Source organism: Micromonospora sp. NPDC093244, from assembly GCF_040683695.1.
Lineage (GTDB): Bacteria > Actinomycetota > Actinomycetes > Mycobacteriales > Micromonosporaceae > Micromonospora.
In genome coordinates, this window is sequence record NZ_JBFBEO010000001.1 from 532,490 (window position 1) to 552,562 (window position 20,073).

The 20,073-nt window shown below is 72.8% G+C and carries 22 protein-coding genes; 17 read left to right on the forward strand and 5 right to left on the reverse strand.

Annotated elements, in window-relative coordinates:
- Positions 1-59: 59 nt before the first annotated feature.
- From hisD to hisF, 12 genes are all read left to right on the forward strand, one after another.
- Entirely contained in the window at positions 60-1,382 is a 1,323-nt protein-coding gene (gene hisD / locus AB0N27_RS02465; protein WP_364362613.1) for a histidinol dehydrogenase, read from the forward strand.
- Positions 1,379-2,449, forward strand: coding sequence for a histidinol-phosphate transaminase (locus tag AB0N27_RS02470; RefSeq protein WP_364362614.1), 1,071 nt, complete (start codon positions 1,379-1,381; stop codon positions 2,447-2,449). Before hisD ends, AB0N27_RS02470 begins: the two co-directional genes overlap by 4 nt.
- On the forward strand, positions 2,449-3,060 hold the full coding sequence (gene hisB / locus AB0N27_RS02475; protein WP_357989976.1) for an imidazoleglycerol-phosphate dehydratase HisB: 612 nt from the start codon (positions 2,449-2,451) through the stop codon (positions 3,058-3,060). The genes AB0N27_RS02470 and hisB overlap by 1 nt, the downstream gene beginning before the upstream one ends.
- 58 nt (positions 3,061-3,118) lie before the next feature.
- Positions 3,119-3,292: a hypothetical protein gene (locus tag AB0N27_RS02480; protein ID WP_167517465.1), complete on the forward strand. Its 174-nt coding sequence runs from the start codon at positions 3,119-3,121 to the stop codon at positions 3,290-3,292.
- Positions 3,289-3,924: an imidazole glycerol phosphate synthase subunit HisH gene (hisH, locus tag AB0N27_RS02485; RefSeq protein WP_364362615.1), complete on the forward strand. Its 636-nt coding sequence runs from the start codon at positions 3,289-3,291 to the stop codon at positions 3,922-3,924. Before AB0N27_RS02480 ends, hisH begins: the two co-directional genes overlap by 4 nt.
- 33 nt (positions 3,925-3,957) lie before the next feature.
- Positions 3,958-4,281 (forward strand): hypothetical protein, encoded by a 324-nt coding sequence (locus AB0N27_RS02490; RefSeq protein WP_364362616.1) that lies wholly within the window; start codon positions 3,958-3,960, stop codon positions 4,279-4,281.
- A 14-nt stretch (positions 4,282-4,295) separates the two neighbouring features.
- Entirely contained in the window at positions 4,296-5,021 is a 726-nt protein-coding gene (gene priA, locus AB0N27_RS02495) for a bifunctional 1-(5-phosphoribosyl)-5-((5-phosphoribosylamino)methylideneamino)imidazole-4-carboxamide isomerase/phosphoribosylanthranilate isomerase PriA (protein ID WP_364362617.1), read from the forward strand.
- Positions 5,018-5,407: a RidA family protein gene (locus tag AB0N27_RS02500; RefSeq protein ID WP_364362618.1), complete on the forward strand. Its 390-nt coding sequence runs from the start codon at positions 5,018-5,020 to the stop codon at positions 5,405-5,407. The genes priA and AB0N27_RS02500 overlap by 4 nt, the downstream gene beginning before the upstream one ends.
- A gap of 79 nt (positions 5,408-5,486) precedes the next feature.
- A complete protein-coding gene (locus AB0N27_RS02505; RefSeq protein WP_364362619.1) occupies positions 5,487-5,933 on the forward strand; it encodes a MarR family transcriptional regulator in 447 nt (148 codons plus the stop codon).
- A gap of 5 nt (positions 5,934-5,938) precedes the next feature.
- Positions 5,939-6,370, forward strand: coding sequence for an organic hydroperoxide resistance protein (locus AB0N27_RS02510; protein ID WP_364362620.1), 432 nt, complete (start codon positions 5,939-5,941; stop codon positions 6,368-6,370).
- Positions 6,371-6,418: 48 nt separating this feature from the next.
- Positions 6,419-7,420: an NADP-dependent oxidoreductase gene (locus AB0N27_RS02515; protein ID WP_364362621.1), complete on the forward strand. Its 1,002-nt coding sequence runs from the start codon at positions 6,419-6,421 to the stop codon at positions 7,418-7,420.
- A 74-nt stretch (positions 7,421-7,494) separates the two neighbouring features.
- Positions 7,495-8,253: an imidazole glycerol phosphate synthase subunit HisF gene (hisF, locus tag AB0N27_RS02520; protein WP_364362622.1), complete on the forward strand. Its 759-nt coding sequence runs from the start codon at positions 7,495-7,497 to the stop codon at positions 8,251-8,253.
- 6 nt (positions 8,254-8,259) lie between these two features.
- On the opposite strand, the gene AB0N27_RS02525 is transcribed toward hisF, so the two are convergent.
- Both AB0N27_RS02525 and AB0N27_RS02530 read right to left on the reverse strand, forming a co-directional pair.
- Entirely contained in the window at positions 8,260-8,721 is a 462-nt protein-coding gene (locus tag AB0N27_RS02525) for a hypothetical protein (RefSeq protein ID WP_364362623.1), read from the reverse strand.
- A 101-nt stretch (positions 8,722-8,822) separates the two neighbouring features.
- Positions 8,823-9,473 carry a hypothetical protein gene (locus tag AB0N27_RS02530; protein WP_364362624.1) on the reverse strand — a complete coding sequence of 217 codons (651 nt, stop codon included), beginning with the start codon at positions 9,471-9,473 and terminating at the stop codon, positions 8,823-8,825.
- 59 nt (positions 9,474-9,532) lie between these two features.
- On the opposite strand from AB0N27_RS02530, the gene AB0N27_RS02535 reads away from it, so the two are divergent.
- The 3 genes from AB0N27_RS02535 to AB0N27_RS02545 all read left to right on the forward strand — a co-directional run bounded on the left by AB0N27_RS02535 (position 9,533) and on the right by AB0N27_RS02545 (position 12,450).
- A complete protein-coding gene (locus tag AB0N27_RS02535; RefSeq protein WP_364362625.1) occupies positions 9,533-10,990 on the forward strand; it encodes a PLP-dependent aminotransferase family protein in 1,458 nt (485 codons plus the stop codon).
- Positions 10,991-11,146: 156 nt separating this feature from the next.
- On the forward strand, positions 11,147-11,869 hold the full coding sequence (locus AB0N27_RS02540) for a low temperature requirement protein A (protein ID WP_364362626.1): 723 nt from the start codon (positions 11,147-11,149) through the stop codon (positions 11,867-11,869).
- Entirely contained in the window at positions 11,866-12,450 is a 585-nt protein-coding gene (locus tag AB0N27_RS02545; RefSeq protein WP_364362627.1) for a low temperature requirement protein A, read from the forward strand. The genes AB0N27_RS02540 and AB0N27_RS02545 overlap by 4 nt, the downstream gene beginning before the upstream one ends.
- A gap of 45 nt (positions 12,451-12,495) precedes the next feature.
- Here AB0N27_RS02545 and AB0N27_RS02550 read toward each other — a convergent pair whose 3' ends face one another.
- The 3 genes from AB0N27_RS02550 to AB0N27_RS02560 all read right to left on the reverse strand — a co-directional run bounded on the left by AB0N27_RS02550 (position 12,496) and on the right by AB0N27_RS02560 (position 16,166).
- Complete coding sequence (locus AB0N27_RS02550; protein ID WP_364362628.1) at positions 12,496-14,322, reverse strand: long-chain fatty acid--CoA ligase; 1,827 nt, start codon at positions 14,320-14,322, stop codon at positions 12,496-12,498.
- A gap of 139 nt (positions 14,323-14,461) precedes the next feature.
- A complete protein-coding gene (locus AB0N27_RS02555; RefSeq protein WP_364362629.1) occupies positions 14,462-15,409 on the reverse strand; it encodes a terpene synthase in 948 nt (315 codons plus the stop codon).
- A gap of 127 nt (positions 15,410-15,536) precedes the next feature.
- Positions 15,537-16,166 carry a TIGR03085 family metal-binding protein gene (locus tag AB0N27_RS02560; RefSeq protein ID WP_364362630.1) on the reverse strand — a complete coding sequence of 210 codons (630 nt, stop codon included), beginning with the start codon at positions 16,164-16,166 and terminating at the stop codon, positions 15,537-15,539.
- A gap of 168 nt (positions 16,167-16,334) precedes the next feature.
- Here AB0N27_RS02560 and AB0N27_RS02565 point away from each other — a divergent pair, with 168 nt between their 5' ends.
- Both AB0N27_RS02565 and AB0N27_RS02570 read left to right on the forward strand, forming a co-directional pair.
- Complete coding sequence (locus AB0N27_RS02565) at positions 16,335-18,218, forward strand: ABC transporter ATP-binding protein (RefSeq protein WP_364362631.1); 1,884 nt, start codon at positions 16,335-16,337, stop codon at positions 18,216-18,218.
- Positions 18,215-20,002: an ABC transporter ATP-binding protein gene (locus AB0N27_RS02570; protein WP_364362632.1), complete on the forward strand. Its 1,788-nt coding sequence runs from the start codon at positions 18,215-18,217 to the stop codon at positions 20,000-20,002. Before AB0N27_RS02565 ends, AB0N27_RS02570 begins: the two co-directional genes overlap by 4 nt.
- Positions 20,003-20,073: the final 71 nt, after the last annotated feature.

Below are 20,073 nucleotides of genomic sequence, written 5' to 3' on the forward strand. Positions count from 1 at the left end.
CCGTCCCGGCGGGCGGGCGGCTCGGGTGAGCTGCGGCCGGGCCGCCTAGACTCGCAAGGGTGCTGAATCGGATCGACCTGCGCGACGGTCTCGGAGACCCGCGCCGTCTGCTGCCCCGTGCCCAGCTCGACGTGTCGGTGGCCGTCGAGCGGATCCGCCCGCTGGTGGAGGCGGTCCGGGAGCATGGGTACCCGGCGATCCGGGAGGCCAGCGAACGGTTCGACGGCATCTCTCCGGAGGTGCTGCGGGTGCCCGTCGAGGCGATCACCGAGGCCGAGGGGGTGCTCGACCCGGCGGTGCGTGCCGCGCTGCTGGAGTCGATCAGCCGGGCCCGCAGGGTGCACGCCGACCAGCGGCGTACCGACCACGTCACCCAGGTGGTGCCCGGTGGCACCGTCACCGAGCGGTGGCTGCCGGTCGACCGGGTGGGCCTCTACGTCCCCGGCGGGCTCGCCATGTACCCGTCGACAGTTGTGATGAACGTGGTGCCGGCCCAGGCGGCCGGGGTGCGGTCGCTGGTGGTGGTCAGCCCGCCGCAGAAGGACAACGGTGGCCTGCCCGACCCTCGGGTGCTCGCCGCGTGCGCGCTGCTCGGCGTCGACGAGGTGTACGCCGTCGGCGGCGCCCAGGCGGTGGCGATGCTGGCGTACGGCTCGGCTGTCGACCCGGCGGGTGAGCTGCGGTGCGATCCGATCGACCTGGTCACCGGCCCCGGCAACATCTGGGTGACCGCGGCGAAGCGGCTGCTGCGCGGCGTGGTCGGCATCGACGCCGAGGCCGGCCCGACCGAGATCGCCATCCTGGCCGACGACACCGCCGACCCGGCGCACGTCGCCGCCGACCTGATCAGCCAGGCCGAGCACGATCCGCTGGCCGCGAGCGTGCTCGTCACCCCGTCGCCGACGCTCGTCGAGGCGGTCGAGCGGGAGCTGGCCCGGCAGGTGCCGGCGACCAAGCACGCCGAGCGGGTGACCACCGCGCTGACCGGTGAGCAGAGCGGCGTGGTCCTGGTGGACGACCTGGAGGCCGGGCTGCGGGTGGTCGACGCGTACGCGGCCGAGCACCTGGAGATCCAGACGGCCGACGCGCGGGAGTGGGCGCTGCGGGTACGCAACGCCGGGGCGATCTTCGTGGGCGCCTGGTCGCCGGTGTCGCTCGGCGACTACTGCGCCGGCTCCAACCACGTGCTGCCCACCGGCGGATGCGCCCGGCACTCGTCCGGGCTGTCCGTGCAGTCCTTCCTGCGCGGCGTGCACCTGATCGAGTACACCGAGGCCGCGCTGCGTGACGTGGCCCCGCACGTGGTCACCCTGGCGAACGTGGAGGACCTGCCGGCGCACGGCCAGGCCGTCCAGGCCCGCTTCCCGGGAGGAGCGGCGTGACGGGCCTGGAGGATCTGCCGATCCGCGACGACCTGCGCGGGCTGACGCCGTACGGGGCGCCGCAGCTGGACGTGCCGGTGCGGCTCAACACCAACGAGAACTCGTACCAGCTGCCCGAGCCGGTGGTCGAGGCGATCGGCAAGGCGCTCGCGGCCGAACTGCGCGACCTGAACCGCTACCCGGACCGGGACGCGGTGGCGCTGCGCGCCGACCTGGCCGGCTATCTGGGGCACGGGCTCACCGTCGAGCAGGTGTGGGCGGCCAACGGCTCCAACGAGATCCAGCAGCAGCTGCTCCAGGCGTTCGGCGGCCCGGGCCGCATCGCGTTGGGCTTCGTCCCCGCGTACTCGATGCACCCGCTGCTGGCACTCGGCACCGGCACCCGGTGGGTGCCGGCGCGGCGCGGCGTCGACTTCGGGCTGACCGCCGACGAGGCGGTCGCCCAGGTCCGCGAGCACCGGCCCGACGTGGTGTTCCTCTGCTCGCCGAACAACCCCACGGGCACCGCACTGGACCCGTCGGTGGTCGCCGCCGTGCTCGACGCGGCGCCCGGCATGGTGGTGGTCGACGAGGCGTACGCCGAGTTCGCCCGACCCGGCACGGTCAGCGCCCTCGCGGTGCTGCCCGGTCACCCGCGGCTGGTGGTCACCCGGACGATGAGCAAGGCGTTCGGCTTCGCCGGCGGCCGGTTGGGTTACCTGGCCGCCGACGCGGCGGTGGTGCGGGCGGTGCAACTGGTCCGGTTGCCGTACCACCTGTCGGCGCTGACCCAGGCCGCCGCGCGCGCGGCGCTCGCGCACCGCGACGCCCTGCTCGGTACGGTGAGCGCGATCATGGGGGAGCGGGACCGGATCGTGGCGACGCTGCGCGGGCGCGGTCTGCGGGTGGCCGACAGCGACGCCAACTTCGTGCTCTTCGAGACCGGTGGCGACCAGGCCGCCGCCTGGCGTGCCCTGCTGGACCGGGGTGTGCTGGTCCGTGACGTCGGTCTGCCCGGCTGGCTGCGGGTGACCGCCGGCACCCCCGCCGAGACCGACGCCTTCCTTTCTGCGATGGAGACTGTGTGATGAGCCGGACCGCCCGGGTGGAGCGGATCACCAAGGAGACCAAGGTCCTCGTCGAGATCGACCTCGACGGCACCGGCGCCGCCGAGATCAGCACCGGCGTGGGCTTCTACGACCACATGCTCAACCAGATCGCCAGGCACGGCGGCTTCGACCTGACCGTGCGCACCGTTGGTGACCTGGAGATCGACGCGCACCACACGATGGAGGACACCGCGCTGGCCCTGGGCGCCGCGTTCGACCAGGCGCTCGGCGACAAGGCCGGCATCCGACGGTACGGTTCGGCGACAGTCCCCATGGACGAGGTGCTGGTGCGGGCCGCGGTCGACCTGTCCGGCCGGCCGTACGTGGTACACGACGAGCCGCTGCTGGCGCCGTACATCGGGCCGGTGTACGCGACGAGCATGACCCGGCACATCTGGGAGTCGTTCGGTCAGGCCGCTCGGGTCACGTTGCACGTCGACGTGCTGCGGGCGGCCCGTCCGGGGGGTCACCCGGACGCGCACCACGTGGTGGAGGCGCAGTTCAAGGCGGTCTCCCGTGCGTTGCGCGAGGCCACCGCGATCGACCCGCGTGCGGCGGGTGCGATTCCCAGCACGAAGGGCGCGCTCTGATGAGCGCGAGGAGTGCAGCGGAGCGGAGCCCCGCAGTCGCGAATGGAAGGTGGCTCTAATGGGGGCCGCGTTGCCGACTCTGCTGCTGATCCTGGCCGGGGTGCTGGTGGGCGGCACCTGGTCGCTGCACCGGCAGGGCGCGCCGAGGGGCGCGGTGGTGGTCACCGGGCTGCTGGCGGTCCTCGCCACGGCCGCCGGGGTGCTGCGTCTGATTCCGGGGTCGGGCTCGTGAGCGCCGACGTGGTGGTGCTCGACTACGGTTCGGGCAATCTGCGGTCGGCGGAGCGGGCGTTGGCCGCCGCCGGTGCGAACGTGCGGGTGACCGACGACCTGGCCGCCGCTGCCGCCGCCGACGGGCTGGTGGTGCCGGGGGTTGGCGCGTACGCCGCGTGCATGGCGGGGATCGAGGCGCTCGGGGCGGGTCCGGTGATCGCCGAGCGGGTGGCCGCCGGCCGGCCGGTGCTGGGCATCTGTGTGGGGATGCAGGTGCTGTTCGAGCACGGTGACGAGCACGGTGTGGTGACCAAGGGGCTCGGGCTGCTGCCGGGCGGGGTGACCCGGTTGGCCGCGACCCGGTTGCCGCACATGGGGTGGAACACGGTGCGGTCGCCCCGGGAGTCGGTGCTCTTCGCCGGTCTGGGGCCGCAGAGCCGGTTCTACTTCGTCCACTCGTACGCGATGGGCGACCCGGCGGCGTTGTCCGCGGCCGGCGCGGTGGTGACCACTGCCCACCATGACACGGATTTCGTGGCGGCGGTGGAGCGCGGTGCGTTGTCGGCGGCCCAGTTCCATCCGGAGAAGTCCGCCGACACCGGTGCCGCGCTGCTGCGCAACTGGCTCGCCACGCTGTCCACCGGTGGCTGAGGGTCGTCGGCGCCCCGTTCGGTGGGGCGCGCGGTGAGTCGGGAGCGGGCCCGCCGCCGGGCGGAGCGTGAGGCGGAGCAGGCGCGTGAGCGGGCGGTGCGGCAGCGCCGGGTGGCTCGCCGGCAGCGCCGTCGGGCGGTGGTCCGCCGGTTGACGCCGCAGCTGCGCCGGGGCCGGTCGGGTCGGCTGGTTCGGCACTCCCGGGGGGAGCGGGCCGCGATCGTGCTGCTCACCGGGGCGGCGCTGATCCTGATCTGGGCGTTCGTCGACGATCTGGCGCTGCGCGTCGCGCTGATCGTGTTGTTGCTGCTCGTACTGCCGGCGATCGTCGTGATCGCTCTGGACCGTCGTACCTGATCGAGGAGAAGACGTTGAGTCTCACCCTGTTACCCGCCGTGGATGTCGCCGACGGCCGGGCCGTCCGGCTCGTGCAGGGCGCTGTCGGTAGCGAGAGCATCTACGGCGACCCGTTGGACGCCGCGTTGGCCTGGCAGCAGGACGGCGCGGAGTGGATCCACCTGGTCGACCTGGACGCGGCGTTCGGCCGGGGCACGAACGCGCATCTGCTCGCCGAGGTGGTGCGCCAGTTGGACGTGAAGGTGGAATTGTCCGGCGGTATTCGTGACGACGAGTCGCTGCGGGCGGCGCTGGGCACCGGGGCGACCCGGGTGAACATCGGTACCGCCGCCCTGGAGGACCCGGTGTGGTGTGACCGGGTGGTGGGGGAGTACGGCGACCGGGTGGCCATCGGGCTGGACGTGCGCGGTCGTACCCTGTCGGCGCGCGGGTGGACCCGCGACGGCGGTGACCTGTACGAGGTCCTGGAGCGGCTGGACAAGGCGGGCGCGAGCCGGTACGTGGTCACGGACATCACCAAGGACGGCACGATGCGCGGGCCGAACCTGGACCTGTTGCGGGAGGTGTGCGTCCGGACCGACCGGCCGGTGATCGCCTCCGGTGGCGTGTCCACGTTGGACGACCTGCGGGCGCTGGCGTCGCTGGAGTCGCTCGGTGTGGAGGGCGTGATCGCCGGCAAGGCGCTGTACGCGGGCGCCTTCACGGTGGCCGAGGCGCTGCGGACGCTGGCCGAGGCATGACCGTCACCCGGCTGGGCTCGGGCGGCCCGTGGGAGCAGCGGTACGGCTACTCCCGGGTCGTCCGGGCCGGTGACCTGGCGTGGACGGCGGGCTGCACGTCCACTGTGGAGGGCCGGGTCACGCACGTGGGTGATCCGGCGGCACAGACCGCGCAGGCGCTGCGGATCGGTTTGGCGGCGCTGGCCGAGGTGGGTGCGGAGCCGGGGGACGTGGTCCGGACCCGGATGTACGTGACGGACCGGTTGTACGCCGACGAGGTGGGCCAGGCGCACAACGCGGTCTTCGGGGCGGTGCGGCCGGCGGCGACGCTTGTGGTGGTGGCCGCCCTGCTGGACCCGGAGCACCTGGTCGAGGTGGAGCTGGAGGCGTACCTCGGCGATCGCTGAGGGCGCGGCCCGGCGGTGTCCGGGTCGCCTCGCGGCCAGATAGGTTGTGCACAACTTAGTTGTGGGCTACGGTTCAACGGTGACCGATGATCTGGTGCTGCGCCGGCAGGTGTGCTTCGCGCTCTATGCCGCGTCGCGCGCCCTGACCGACGTGTACCGCCCGATCCTCGACGAGTTCGGGCTGACCTACCCGCAGTACCTGGTGCTGCTGGTGCTCTGGGAGCGTCCCGACGACGCCCCCACGGTCTCCGAGCTCGGCACCGAGCTGCGACTGGACTCCGGCACGCTCTCCCCGCTGCTCAAGCGGCTGGAGGGGGCGGGCCTGGTCATCCGACGGCGGTCCGCCCGCGACGAGCGGCGGGTCGAGGTCGGCCTCACCGAGCAGGGCCGGGCGCTGCGCGAGCGGCTCTGCGACGTCCCGTTGCGGATCGCGCAGTCCACAGGGCTCGGCCTCGGCGAGCTCGTCGCGCTGCGCGACACCCTCACCCGGGTCACCGACACCATCCATCGACAGAAGGAGCAGTGACTCTCATGCAGGTTCTCTACACCGCGTCCGCGACCGCCACCGGCGACGGCCGGGACGGCCACGTCGAGACCTCCGACGGCACCGTCACGCTCGACCTGGCCGTGCCGAAGGAGATGGGTGGCGCCGGTGGTGCCGCCAACCCCGAGCAGCTCTTCGCCGCCGGCTACGCGGCCTGCTTCCACAGCGCGCTGCGGGTGGTGGCCCGCCGGGCCAAGGCCGACGTCGCCAACTCCGTCGTCGGCGCCGAGGTGGGCATCGGCCCGAACGGCAGCGGCGGGTTCGGGCTCACCGTGCAGCTCGTCGTCGACCTGCCCGCCGTGCCCCGCGAGACCGCCGAGCAGATCGTCGAGCAGGCCCACCAGGTGTGCCCGTACTCCAACGCCACCCGCGGCAACATCGACGTCACCCTCACCGTTCGCGAGACCCTGGCCGCGTGACGTTGCGGACCCAGACCGCCACCCCCGGACGGAAGGACGACCACCCCCGTGACCAGCAACCGTGAGATCCACCTGGCCCGCCGGCCCGCCGGCTGGCCCACCGAGGAGAACTTCCGGCTCGTCGAGACCGAGGTGCCGACACCCGGTCCGGGCCAGATCGTGGTCCGCAACCAGTTCATGTCCGTCGACCCGTACATGCGGGGGAGGATGAACGCCGTCAAGTCGTACGTGGCGCCGTTCGAGCTGGACGCGCCGCTGGACGGGGCGGCGGTCGGCGAGGTGGTGGCGGCGAGCGAGGCGGCGGACGTCCACGTCGGCGACACAGTCCTGCACGGGCTGGGCTGGCGGGAGTACGCGCTTCTCGACGCCTCCGCCGCCCGTACGGTCGACGCCGGCCTGGCCCCGGTCAGCGCGTACCTGGGCGTGCTCGGGATGCCAGGGCTGACCGCGTACGCCGGTCTGCTCGAGGTGGCGGCCATGAAGCCCGGCGAGACGGTCTTCGTCTCCGCCGCCGCCGGTTCGGTGGGCAGCCTCGTCGGGCAGATCGCCAAGCTCAAGGGCGCCGGCCGGGTCATCGGCAGCGCCGGGTCGCCGGCGAAGGTCGAGCGGCTGCGGGCGCTGGGCTTCGACGCCGCCTTCGACTACCACGACCGGCCGGTCCGCGAGTCGCTGCGCGAGGCGGCCCCGGACGGTGTCGACGTCTACTTCGACAACGTCGGCGGCGATCACCTGGAGGCGGCGATCTCGGCGATGAACCTGCACGGCCGGGCCGCCATCTGCGGCATGATCGCGCAGTACAACTCCACCGAGCCGCCGGCCGCGCCGCGCAACCTCGCGATGGTCATCGGCAAGCGGCTCACCCTGCGCGGCTTCCTGGTCAACGACCACGGCGACGTCCGTCAGGCGTTCCTGCGCGACGTGGCCGGCTGGCTGCGCGACGACACGCTCAGGTACGACGAGACGATCGTGGACGGCATCGAGAACGCCCCGTCGGCGTTCCTCGGTCTGCTGCGCGGCGAGAACCTGGGCAAGATGCTCGTCCGGGTGTGACACCCACCTCGTTACCGGCGGCCGGCCCGATCGGGTCGGCCGCCGTGCCGCGTACGGGGGATAGGCTCACGGGCATGACGGTGGCGGTGCGCGTTATCCCCTGCCTGGACGTGGACGCCGGGCGGGTCGTCAAGGGCGTCAACTTCCTCGACCTGCGCGACGCCGGTGATCCGGTGGAGCTGGCGGCGGCGTACGACCGCGCCGGCGCCGACGAGCTGACCTTCCTCGACGTCACCGCGTCCTCCAGTGACCGGGGCACCATGCTCGACGTGGTGCGCCGCACCGCCGAGTCGGTGTTCATCCCGCTCACGGTCGGCGGTGGGGTCCGGCAGGTCGCCGACGTGGACACCCTGCTGCGCGCCGGCGCCGACAAGGTCGGCGTGAACACCGCAGCCATCGCCCGACCCGAGCTGATCGCCGAGATCGCCGACCGGTTCGGGCGGCAGGTGCTGGTGCTCTCCCTCGACGTACGCCGGGCCGCCACCGCCAGCGGTTTCGAGGTCACCACGCACGGCGGCCGGCGCGGCACCGGCATCGACGCGGTCGACTGGGCGCGGCGCGGGGCCGAGCTGGGCGCGGGGGAGATCCTGCTCAACTCGATGGACGCCGACGGCACCAAGGCGGGCTTCGACCTGGAACTGATCGCCGCCGTGCGGGCGGTGGTGGACGTGCCGGTGGTGGCCAGCGGCGGCGCGGGCGAGGTGGCCCACTTCCCGCCGGCGATCGGCGCCGGCGCGGACGCGGTGCTCGCCGCCAGCGTCTTCCACTTCGGCGAGCTGACAGTGGCCGAGGTCAAGGACGCGCTGCGCCGTGGTGGTCACCCGGTGCGCTGAGCCCGGTCAGTGCCCGCCGGAGTGCCCCTCGGGGGAGCGCCGGGGCGTCGGGATCGAACGGACCACGTACTCCTGGACGGCCGCCGCGTGGTCGGCCTCCTCCAGGATCCAGTCGGCGCTGCCCGGCGCGTGCCGTCGGCTCAGGGCGCCCTGCACGGTGTCCACCATCGTGGCGACCCCGGTGCGGGGGCGGTTGCGCCAGAGCTGCTCACCCTCGCCGGTGATCCGGAACCAGCCGTCGGACACGCTCACCAGGCCGGCGCCGACGAGACGCCGGACGGCGACCTCCACCTCGTGCCGCTGCGGGATCGCGTGGTTGAGATGGTCGGCGGTGGAGAGCACATCGGTGAGGCGGACACCCTCCGGCCTGCGGCTGGTCGCCGATCGGCGGTGCCGACCGGCGCCGCTCGCGATGACAAGCGACACGAAGATCCAGGCGTCCGTCCAGCGCCAACCGTTCTCCCCCATGCAGAGATGATGACGGCGCGCGTCCCGGAAGGGAACACCCACCCGCCATCCGGCCCTCGTCACCACCACGGCGTGCCGGTCCGGGGACGGTAGGTGAACCCTCAGCCGACTGGAGTGGCCTCCGGCTCCGGGGTTGTTCCCTTCGTCATGGGCACGGCGAACACCGGGATGAACAGGTGCGCCAGTGGACCGATGGCAAGCGCGTACGCGACGGTGCCCACGCCCACCTTGCCGCCGAGCAGCCAGCCCAGCGCGAGCACGGTGACCTCGATGACCGTACGCACCAGCCGGACCGACAGGCCGGGCCGGCGGGCCACGAGGCCGGTCATCAGGCCGTCGCGGGGGCCGGGACCGAGCTGTGCGCCGAGGTAGAGGCCGGTGGCGGCGCCGTTGGCGACGATCCCGGTGACCAGCAGCGCGATGCGCACGCCGAGCGGGCCGCCGGCCGGAAGCAGCGCCAGCGTGGCGTCCACCACCAGGCCGACGACGACCACGTTGCTCACCGTGCCGAGCCCGGGGCGTTGCCGTAGCGGGATCCAGAGCAGCAGCACGAGCGCACCGACGCCGATGGTGACGGTGCCGAAGGAGAGCCCGGTCCGCTCGGCCAGGCCCTGGTGGAAGACGTCCCACGGGTCGAGGCCCAGATCGGAGCGGACCATCAGGGCCATGCTGACGCCGTAGAGGACCAGCCCCACGTAGAGCTGGCCCAGCCGCCGCGCGGGCCGGTACCGCAGATTGCCAATCAGTGCCATGCATGCCACCCTAGGTGCCAATCCTCCCTGAGAAAGATGCCAATATCCGAGGAGTGGCCATGACCGGTCAGGTGCGCGGCGTCCAATTGGCCCGTCTGCTCGGCCAGTGGCACGCCCTACCGGGCCGGCGGCGCAGCCCCGACTACGCCGCCCTCGCCGGCGCCGTGCGGGGCCTGCTCGCCGACGGTCGGTTGCCCCTGGGCGTACGCCTGCCGGCCGAACGCGAGCTGGCCGAGGCGCTGCGGATCAGCCGGACCACTGTCACCGCCGCGTACCGGCAGCTGCGCGAGACAGGGCACCTGGCCAGCCGCCGGGGTGCCGGCAGCTGGACCATGCTGCCCGGGAACCACCGGGTCGCCAGCACCGGCCTGTGGACCCCGCTGGACGACCGGGAGATGATCGACCTCGGCGTCGCCGCGCTGTCCGCGCCGCCGCAGCTGCTCACGGCGGCCCGGGCGGCCACAGAGGACCTGCCGCGGTACCTGGGCGGCGCCGGTTACCACCCGACCGGCATCATCGAGCTGCGCGAGGCGGTGGCCGACGCGTACACGGCACGGGGGTTGCCGACCTCGGCCGACCAGATCATGGTGACCAGTGGCACCCAGCACGCGCTCGACCTGGTGCTGCGCCTCGCACTGGCCCCCGGCGGCAGCGTGCTTGTCGAGTCACCCACCTACCCCAACGCGCTCGCCGCGCTGGCCGGCCGTCGGGCCCGGATCACCACCCACGGCCTGGCTGCCGACACCTGTGGCTGGGACGCCGACCTGCTGCTGGGCGGTCTCCGGCAGACCCGACCCCGGCTGGCGTACCTCATCCCGGAGTTCCAGAACCCGACCGGGCATCTGATGCCGGCCCCCCTGCGCGAGCGGGTGGTGGCCGCCGCCCACGCCGCCGGCACCGACCTCGTCGTCGACGAATCGTTCGTGGACCTGCCGCTGGACGGCACCGAACTGCCACCGCCGATGGCCACCTTCGACAGGCACTCCCGGGTCGTCAGCATCGGCGGGATGAGCAAGGTGTACTGGGGTGGACTGCGAATCGGCTGGGTCCGCGCCTCCGCGCCGCAGGTGCAGCGGCTGGCCGCCGTCCGGGTCGGTGTGGACATGGCCAGCCCGGTGCTGGACCAACTGGTCGCGGTGCGCCTGCTCGCCGACGCGCCAGCCATCGTCGGCGACCGGCGGATCCAACTCGCCGGGCAGCGCGACGCCCTGCTCGGCGCGCTGGCGCACCGACTGCCGGACTGGCGGGTCACCGTGCCACGCGGTGGCGTGACGCTCTGGGCCGAGTTGGACGGCCCGGTGTCCAGCGCGCTGGCCCGGGCCGCCGAGGAGGTGGGCGTCCGGCTGGCCCCCGGCCCCCGGTTCGGCCTCGACGGCACCCTGGAGCGGTTCCTGCGGCTGCCGTTCACCCTGCCCGCCGCCGACCTGGTGGAGGCGGTCGAGCGGATCGCCGGGGTCCGGTACGACCTGGACCGGACCGGCCGGCAGCGGTGGCGGGAGCCGGCCGTCATCGCCTGAGCCGCCGCCGGTTGTGACCGCCGACCTCCGGCCGGGTTGCCCCGAACCGGTCCGCGCTCGTCATAGACCGCCGGAGAGAGGTGAGCGGGCATCGCCGCCTCCACCGGTCTGCCGGCAATGCGCCTTTCGTCCGGTCATGACTGCCACAATCTGCTGGTGGTCGAGGGTGCGGGGGTGCGTGGGGTCCAGCGGAGCGCGCCCGGCTCCCGGGCGACCCGCCTCGAACTCTTCTACGACCTGATCTTCGTCTTCGCCTTTCTGAACGTCACCACCGTCACCGCCGGCAATCCGAACGTTGCCGGGCTGATCCGGTGCCTGGTGGTGCTGGCGCTGCTCTGGTGGTGCTGGACGGGGTTCGCCGTGCTGGGCAACCTGGTCCGTACCGACCAGGGCATCGTCCCGTTGGTCGGCTTCGCCACCATGGCCGCCGCCTTCGTGCTGGCGCTGAGCCTGCCGAAGGCGTTCGTCGACCGCCCCGGCGGGCTGCCTGGCCCGCTGGTCTTCGCGGCCGGCTACTTCCTGGTCCGGATCAGCGAGACGTCGATCTTCATCTGGGCCGGTCGCCGGAACCGGGACGTGCGCCGACGCTGGCGACTGTTCGCGCTGCCGCCGCTGCTGGCCACGTCGCTCATCGTCGTCGCCGCGCTGCTGCCGCAGCGGCTGTTCGACGGCACAGCCGAGGGGACGGTCCGACTGGCGTTCTGGCTCGCGGCCCTGGCCGTGGAGTACGGGGCCGGGCTCAGGCTGCCCGGCACCGGGTGGACGGTGCTCTCCGCCGGGCACTGGGCAGAGCGGCACGGCCAGATCGTCCTGATCGCCCTCGGCGAGGCCATCATCGCGCTCGGATTCGCTCCGACAGCAGCGCGGCTCTGCCGTTGACCTGGCCGGCGCTCGTCGCTGCGGTGCTCGGCGTCGCGGTGGCCGCGGCGCTGTGGTGGGCGTACTTCGACACCCTGGCGCTCGGCATGGAACAGACCCTGCACCGGGCCCGCGACCCCGCCGCCCGCGCCGCCCTGGCCCGGGACGCCTACACCTACCTGCACCTGCCGGTCATCGCCGGCGTCATCCTGTTCGCGCTCGGACTCAAGGGGCTGATCCACGAGGGAGCCGACGTCGGCACGCCGAGCTGGGGGGTTCCGCTGCCGAACTTCGACCTGCTGGCGCTCTACGGCGGGGTCGCGCTCTATCTGCTCGCGCTCATCGTGCTGGGCCGGAAGATGCTCGCCGCCCCCCGTTGGCCCACGATCGGCGGAATCCTGTTGCTGCTCGTGCTGGTGCCGGTGGCCGGATCGCTGCCTGAGCTGTCCGCGTTGACCGTTCTGGCGGTGGCCACGTGGCTGGCCGTGGGGGCACAGACGATCGTCGACGCCCACCGTCGGCGCGGGGTCCGGCAGGTGGCGCTGGCGGAACAGCTCGCCGTGGAGGAGGAACAGACGAGGTGGCGGGGCCACCACCTGTGACGGCCCCGTGCCGGCGGGGGGGCCGGACACGGGACCGTCGGCGGGTCACAGCTCGGCGAGGGTGCCCGAGTACATCTTGTCGATCTCGGCGGCGAAGTTGCTCTCCACCCCGCGGCGCTTGATCTTCAGCGAGGGGGTGATCTCGCCGTGCTCGATGGTCAGGTCGCGCGGCAGGATCGCCACCTTCTTGATCGTCTCCCAGCGGTTGAGCTTGGCGTTGAGCTGGGCGACGTACTCCTCGACCATTGTCTGGGCCTCAGCCGAGGCGACGATCTCGGTGTAGCTGCGACCCTCCAGAGGGCCGCCGGCGACCCAGCCCCGGATCGCGTCCGGGTCGAGGGTGACCAGCATCGTGCAGAAGTTGCGGGCCTGACCGACGACGACCGCCTGCGAGGTGTACGGACAGATCGCCTTGAACATCCCCTCGATGTGCGACGGCGCGATGTACTTGCCACCCGAGGTCTTGACCAGGTCCTTCTTGCGGTCGGTGATGCGGAGGTAGCCCCGCTCGTCGAGGGTGCCGATGTCACCGGTGCGGAAGAAGCCGTCCTCGGTGAACGCCGCAGCGGTCTCCTCCGGCAGGTTGTGGTAGCCACGCATCACCGGCCGGCCACGGACCAGGATCTCCCCGTCGGTGTCGATCCGGCATTCCAGGTCGCCCATCGCCCGGCCGACCGTGCCGATCTGCAACCCGGAGGGCGGGTTCACGAAGTTGCCGGCGCTGGTCTCGGTGAGGCCGTAGCCCTCGGAGATCGGCAGGTTGGCGGCGGCGAAGAAGGTGGCGATCTCGGGGCTGAGCGGAGCGGCGCCGGACACCAGCACCCGCATCCGACCGCCCAGACGGGCCTGGAGCTTGCTGAACACCAGCTTCTCGGCCACCCCGTAGCGCAGCTTCAGCCCGGCCGGGACCGGCTTGCCGGCCTGCTCCAGGGTCACCTTCTCCTTGCCGACGCCGACGGCCCAGGCGAAGATCTTCGCCTTCGCGCCGCCGCCGTCCTGCGCGGTGGTCACCGCCCGGTTGTAGACCTTCTCGAACACCCGGGGAGCGCCGCACATCAGCGTCGGTCGGATCACCGACAGCAGGTCGACAAGCTTGTCCACCCGGCCGTCGACGTAGGTGGGCAGGCCGACGTGGATGGCGCCGCAGAGCAGCGTCTTGCCGAACGAGTGGGCCAGCGGCAGCCACAGGTACTGCAGGTCGTCGTCGCGCAGCAGCCCGACCTCCGCCTGCGCCACGGCCTCCCAGCACCAGCCGCCGTGCAGCAGCTCGACGCCCTTGGGTCGGCCGGTGGTGCCGGAGGTGTAGATCAGGGTGGCCAGGTGGTCCGGGCCGATGCCGGCCACGAGCATGTCGATCAGATCCGGCTCGGCGGCCAGCGTCTGGGTGCCCCGCTCCTCCAGCTCGGCGAGCGTCAGTTGCGGAATGGCGGCAGCCGGGTCGACGGCGCCGTCGAGGAGCACCACGTGGGTCAGCGCGGGCAGGGTGGCGCCGGCCATCTTGGCGGCCTGGGCCGGGTTTTCCGCGAACAGCACCTTGGACCCGGAGTCGGCGATGATGAACGTGGCGTCCGCCGGCTCGGTGGTCGGGTAGACGGTGGTGGTCGCCCCACCGGCGCACATGATGCCGAGGTCGGCGATCACCCAGTCGAGCCGGGTGTTGGCGAGGATCGCGACCGGGTCCTCCAGGCCGATCCCCAGGCTGTGCAGGCCGGCGGCGACCGCCTTGGCGCGCTGCCCGACCTGCGCCCAGGTGAGCCAGTCGGGACCGGAGTCGTCGGAGTTCGGGGACGCGAACGCGTGCTGGTCGGGGGTGGCCGCCACGCGCTTGAGGAACATATCCGGGATGGAGCGGTACGGTACATCGAGAGCCATCGCTGTAGCCGCCTTCGGGGGTGGTGGCGTGACGGGGGTCACGTCGTATGTGGTTACCGAAGAGTATTGCCTGTCACCGGGCATCGGCTAGCCCTGGTGATCGTTCGGGCGTCCACGGACACCCGCCGGTGCGGCCGGATCAGGCGTACCGGGCAGCCGCGACCGACCAGTCGTAGGTGGCGCGGACCCAGTTCCGCCGGGTCGCCACGGCCGGCTGGACCCGGTCGTCACCGCCGGCCAGCAGCGCCTCCTCCGCCGTCAGGTACGCCGCGAGCCCCTGGTTGAACCGGTCCGCCGCCGCCCGCAACGCGTCCGCCTCGTCCGAGCCGCTCCCCTGGGCGATCACCGTCACCAGGTTCTGCGCGTCCGGGTCCGCCTGGCTCTCCTTGCCGTACGAGAAGAGGTCGTTGCACCAGCAGACCAGGTCCACTGCCAGCAGGTCCAGGGTGACGAACGCCGGGTCGGCGCGCCGCTCCGGCCCGGGTGGGTGTGTCGCCGCCAGGTCGGTAAGGGTGAGGCAGGGGTGCACGCCGCCGATGTGCCGGCGCAACTGGATGTACTCCGCCACCTCGGGCACGCGCCGACGCTCCCGGTTGGTCGCCTCCCAGAGCAGCGCCAGCAGGTACTCCCGGAGCTGGCTGACGAACCGCAGCAGGAGCGTCGGGTGGTCGTGCAGCCGGATGCGACGACACAGGTCGTGCAGCGAGTCACCGAGCGGCCCGACGGCGGGCGGTACGACGTCCGGGTCGCCGACGTGGTCCAGCACGTCGAGCAGGGTGCTGATCGCCGGCCCGAGCCGGACCGGGTCGCTGCCCAGGCCGTCCTCGTCGCAGGCGTCGTCCATGACGAAGAGCCAACTGATCAGGTCGGTGAGCAGCCGCAGGCCGTCCACCGACCCGTCCGGGCAGGCGCGACCGGCCAGCCCCGCGGCGTCGGCGTGTTCCAGCCGGCGCACACGGTGGCCGGAATCGACCAGGCCGAAGGCGCGCGCCCATTCGGCGCTCTCGGCCGCAACCTGTTCCGTGGCGCCGTGGCGCCCCCCGGCGAACGGGGGCTCCCGCAGCGCCGACATCGCGAAATTCCGCACAGTGCGCCCCCACTTCGTGCCGCCCGGCGCAGAGCAGCGCCGTGAAGCGTACGGGAGAACGCATCAGCATGTTTCACTGGGTGTGCGGAATTCCACATTGGATCTGTGGCCGATTAGGTTCAGATGGTCACATACCCAGGCCAGCGGTCCGCAGTCGGCGCGACGCCTCGGGCGGACCGTCCAGCTGGACCCTCGACACCCGCTGCCGGCCGGAAAGGAACAGGGTCAGCTCGGCCGGCGCCCCCACCAGTCGCAGCCGTTCGCCGCCACGGCCGACGGAGATCTCCCCGTGCCCGGGCGCCTGCACGTACAGGTCCGCCGGGAAGCGACGCAGCGCGAGCCGGGCCATCGGGGCGGCGCGCTTCCACAGGGCGGCCTGGAGGCCGGGCGCCAGGTCGCGCGGCTGCCAGCCGGGGCTGGCCCGCCGTACGTCCTCGTGGTGGATGAAGAACTCCATGGTGTTGGCCAGCTCGTCGGTCAACGGGTTGCTGACCGGGCTCCACACCGGTGGTCGGCGCACCCGCGCCACCAGGTCGTCGTACGGCTGGGCGGCGAGGCGGCGGCGCACCCGCTCGGCGTACCCGCGCAGTGGCGGCAGCAGGATCCCGCCCGCCGCGTCCGGCCGGCGCTCGCGCAGCACCAGGTGCGCGGCGAGATCACGGGTGGCCCACCCCTCGTTGATCGTCGGAGCGTCGGGCCCGAGGGCCAGGAGGAGATCGGCCAGCGCCTGGCGCTCGGCTCGGGCGTACCGCGACATGGCCCGATCGTAGGCCCGGCCGGCCGCCGCTGCTCGCCGGCGGGCGCGGCCCGCCTCGCCGATCGCGTCCGCCGGCACGTGACTGTCGACATATCCGCTCCGGTCGGCGGTGCTGGCCCGCAGCGGTAAGGATGAGGGAGATAATTCCGGCTTACGGCGGGGGAGAGCGTGGCGAGCAGGACAAGTCGGGACGTGCTGGGCCGAGGGCTGCGGGTCCTCGGGCAGGCGATCCGGGAACAGCCACGGATCTTCGCGGTCGCGGTGGTCGGCAGTGTGCTGTTCGGCGGGATGGTCATCGCCAGCGCGTACGTCGTGGGCGGGGTCGTCGGCGAGGTGGTGGTGCCGTCCATCGCCCGCGGCCAGGTGGGCGTCGGCACCCTGGCGCTGGCCGCGGCCGCGCTGTTCGGGATCAGCGTGCTGCGCGTGGTGGGCATTTTCGGTCGCCGGCTCGGTGCCGGCTACATGCAGTACCGCCTCCAGGCGGCCTACCGCCGCCGGGTCACCCGCCGCTACCTGGACCTGCCGGTGGCCTGGCATCAGCGCAACTCCACGGGCACGCTGCTGTCCAACGCCAACTCCGACGTGGAGGCGGCCTGGTACCCGATCGCGCCACTGCCGTTCGCCGTCGGCACGCTCGTCATGCTGGTCGGCGCGATCGCCTCGCTGTTCGCCACCGACTGGGCCCTCGCCCTGGTCGGCCTCGCGGTGTTCCCGGCCCTGTTCGCGCTCAACGTGGTCTACTCCCGCCGGATGGCGCCCCGGCAGGCCCGGGCGCAACGGCTGCGCGCCGAGGTCAGCGGCATCGCCCACGAGAGCTTCGACGGCGCCCTGGTGGTCAAGACGATGGGCCGCGAGGCGCAGGAGACGGCCCGGTTCGCCAGCCGCGCAGGCGAGCTGCGCGACTCGCTGATCGCGGTCGGCCGGCTGCGCGGCGTCTTCGACCCGCTGCTGGAGACACTCCCCAGCCTCGGCACCCTCGCCGTCCTGGTGGTCGGGGCGTTCCGGCTGCGCCAGGGCGCGATAAGCGTCGCCGAGCTGGTCAGCGTGGCCTTCCTCTTCACCGTGCTGGCCTTCCCGGTGCGGGCCATCGGCTGGGTCCTGGCCGAGCTGCCGCGCAGCGTCGCCGGCTGGGACCGGGTGCGACGCGTGCTCGACGCCACGGGCGAGATGCCGTACGGGCAGCGGGTGCTCGACCCGGCCACGTCCGGCCCGGCCACCCTCACGTTCACCGGCGTGCACTTCTCGTACCCGCCGGCCGAGGCGCACCTACCCGGCGCGCAGGTGCTCGGCGAGGTCGGCTTCACCGTGCCGGCCGGGCGGACGGTGGCCCTGGTCGGGCCGACAGGTGCCGGCAAGTCCACAATCACCTCGCTGGCGGTACGCCTCGTCGACCCGGACTCCGGCACCGTCGAGCTGGACGGGGTGGACGTGCGGGAGCTGACCGCCGCGTCGCTGACCGGCACGGTGGCCCTTGTCGCGCAGGTGCCGTTCGTCTTCGACGACACGGTCCGCGCCAACATCGCACTGGACCGGCCCGGCGTCGACGACGAGGACGTCTGGGCGGCGCTGCGGCTGGCCGAGGCGGACGGGTTCGTCGCGGCCCTGCCCGACGGGCTGGACACCATGGTCGGCGAGCGCGGCACCTCGCTCTCCGGCGGGCAACGCCAACGGCTCACCCTGGCCCGCGCGTTGGCCGGCCGGCCGCGACTGCTGGTGCTCGACGACGCGACGAGCGCTGTCGACCCCCGGGTGGAGGCGGCCATCCTCGCCGGCCTGCGCTCGCCGGCGGGCCGACCGGGCGTGCCGGCCGCTTCGATCCTGGTCGTCGCGTACCGCCGGGCCACGATCGCGCTCGCCGACGAGGTCATCTACGTCGAGCAGGGGCGGGTGGTGGCCCGGGGGACGCACACCGAGCTGCTGGCCACCGTGCCCGGCTACGCCGACCTGGTCACCGCCTACGAACAGGCGGAGGTCGACCGCGCGCAGGAACGCCCGTACGACGACGAGGTCGCACCGCTCCCGTCGGGCCTGGAGATCGAGGTGGACCGGTGACGACGACGCAGGACGCTGGTGAGCGGACCGAGCGGACCGAGACGACCTGGCAGACGCTGCGTCGTGGCCTGGCGCTCTCACCCGAGCTGCGAACCGGGCTGGCCGCCACGCTCGCCCTCGCGCTCGTCTACATGGTCGGCCGGGTGGCCGTACCGGTCGCCGTGCAGCAGGGCATCGACCGGGGCATCCTCGGCGGGCTGAACCTGGACGTGGTGTGGTCGGTGGTGGCGATCACCGCGGCGATCCTCACCGTCACCACGCTCTGCGGGTACCTGATGATGCGCCGGCTGTTCACCGTCAGCGAGACGGCGCTGGCCAACGTACGCACCCGGGCGTTCCGGCACGTGCACGACCTGTCGATGCTGCACCAGCAGTCGGAGCGGCGCGGATCGCTCGTCTCCCGGGTCACCAGCGACGTCGACCAGATCACCCAGTTCCTCCAGTGGGGTGGGGTGATCCTGCTGGTCAATCTCGGTCAGCTGGTCGTCACCACAGCCGTCATGCTGGCGTACTCCTGGCAGTTGACACTTGTGGTGCTTGCCGCGTTCCTGCCGGCGGTGCTCGTCATCAGGCAGTTGCAACGCCGCCTCGGCGCGGCGTACGCGACTGTGCGCCAGCGGACCGGCACGCTGCTCGGCGCGATCGGCGAGAGCGTCGTCGGGGCTCCGGTCATCAGGGCGTACGGCATCGCGGGACGCACCGCGCGGCGGCTCGACGAGGCCATCGACGGTCAGCGGCTGGCGCAGCAGCGGGCGATCCGGATCAGCATCGTGGGCAGCTCGGTGGGTGAGCTGGCCGCCGGGTTGGCGCTGGCCGGCGTGGTGGTGCTCGGTGTGACGCTCGGCGTGGACGGCACCCTGTCGATCGGGCAGCTGACCGCGTTCCTGTTCCTGGTCACGCTCTTCATCCAGCCGGTGCAGATCGCCACCGAGGTGCTCAACGAGGCGCAGAACGCGATCGCGGGCTGGCGTCGGGTGCTGGACGTGCTGGACGTCGCCCCGGACGTGGCCGACCCGGGGGAGCAGGGGCGCGACCTACCGGGCGGGCCGCTGGACATCCGCTTCGCGCGGGTGCGGTTCGCGTACCCGGGTGGGCCGCCGGTGCTGCACGACATCGACCTGGAGATCGCGGCGAAGAGCCGGGTGGCGGTGGTCGGGGAGACCGGCAGCGGCAAGACGACATTCGCCAAGCTGCTCACCCGCCTGATGGACCCGTCGGCGGGCGCGGTGCTGCTGTCCGGGGTGCCGCTGTCGGAGGTCCGCTTCGACTCGCTGCGCTCCCGCGTGGTGATGGTGCCGCAGGACGGCTTCCTCTTCGACGCGACGGTGGGGGAGAATGTCCGGTTCGCCCGTCCGGAGCTGACCGACGAGCAGCTCCGCGCCGCCTTCACCGAGTTGGGCCTGTCGGACTGGCTGGACGGTCTGCCGGCGGGGCTGGACACGCCTGTCGGTGAGCGGGGTGAGGCGCTCAGCGTCGGGGAGCGGCAGCTCGTCGCGTTGGCCCGGGCGTACGTGGCCGACCCGGACCTGCTGGTCCTGGACGAGGCGACAAGCGCGGTGGACCCGGCGACCGAGGTGCGTCTGCAACGCACCCTCGACGCGGTCACCAGGGGCCGCACGACGCTCGCCATCGCGCACCGGCTCTCCACGGCGCAGGCCGCGGACGAGGTGATCGTGGTGGACCGGGGGCGGGTGGTGCAGCGCGGGCCGCACGACGAGCTGGTCCGGGACGCGGACTCGGTCTACGGCCTGCTCTACGCCTCGTGGCTGGAGCAGACGCGGTAACGATCGCACCTGTGTGGTGGACGTCCCTGGACAGGTGCTCTAGGCTCCGGATTAGGTAAGCCTAACCTCAG

Coding starts and splice junctions, on each gene's coding strand:
- hisB (WP_357989976.1), top strand. CDS start 2,449: ATGAGCCGGACCGCCCGGGTGGAGCGGATCACCAAGGAGACCAAGGTC.
- AB0N27_RS02480 (WP_167517465.1), top strand. CDS start 3,119: ATGGGGGCCGCGTTGCCGACTCTGCTGCTGATCCTGGCCGGGGTGCTG.
- AB0N27_RS02500 (WP_364362618.1), top strand. CDS start 5,018: ATGACCGTCACCCGGCTGGGCTCGGGCGGCCCGTGGGAGCAGCGGTAC.
- AB0N27_RS02510 (WP_364362620.1), top strand. CDS start 5,939: ATGCAGGTTCTCTACACCGCGTCCGCGACCGCCACCGGCGACGGCCGG.
- hisF (WP_364362622.1), top strand. CDS start 7,495: ATGACGGTGGCGGTGCGCGTTATCCCCTGCCTGGACGTGGACGCCGGG.
- AB0N27_RS02525 (WP_364362623.1), bottom strand. CDS start 8,721: ATGGGGGAGAACGGTTGGCGCTGGACGGACGCCTGGATCTTCGTGTCG.
- AB0N27_RS02530 (WP_364362624.1), bottom strand. CDS start 9,473: ATGGCACTGATTGGCAATCTGCGGTACCGGCCCGCGCGGCGGCTGGGC.
- AB0N27_RS02535 (WP_364362625.1), top strand. CDS start 9,533: ATGACCGGTCAGGTGCGCGGCGTCCAATTGGCCCGTCTGCTCGGCCAG.
- AB0N27_RS02550 (WP_364362628.1), bottom strand. CDS start 14,322: ATGGCTCTCGATGTACCGTACCGCTCCATCCCGGATATGTTCCTCAAG.
- AB0N27_RS02560 (WP_364362630.1), bottom strand. CDS start 16,166: ATGTCGCGGTACGCCCGAGCCGAGCGCCAGGCGCTGGCCGATCTCCTC.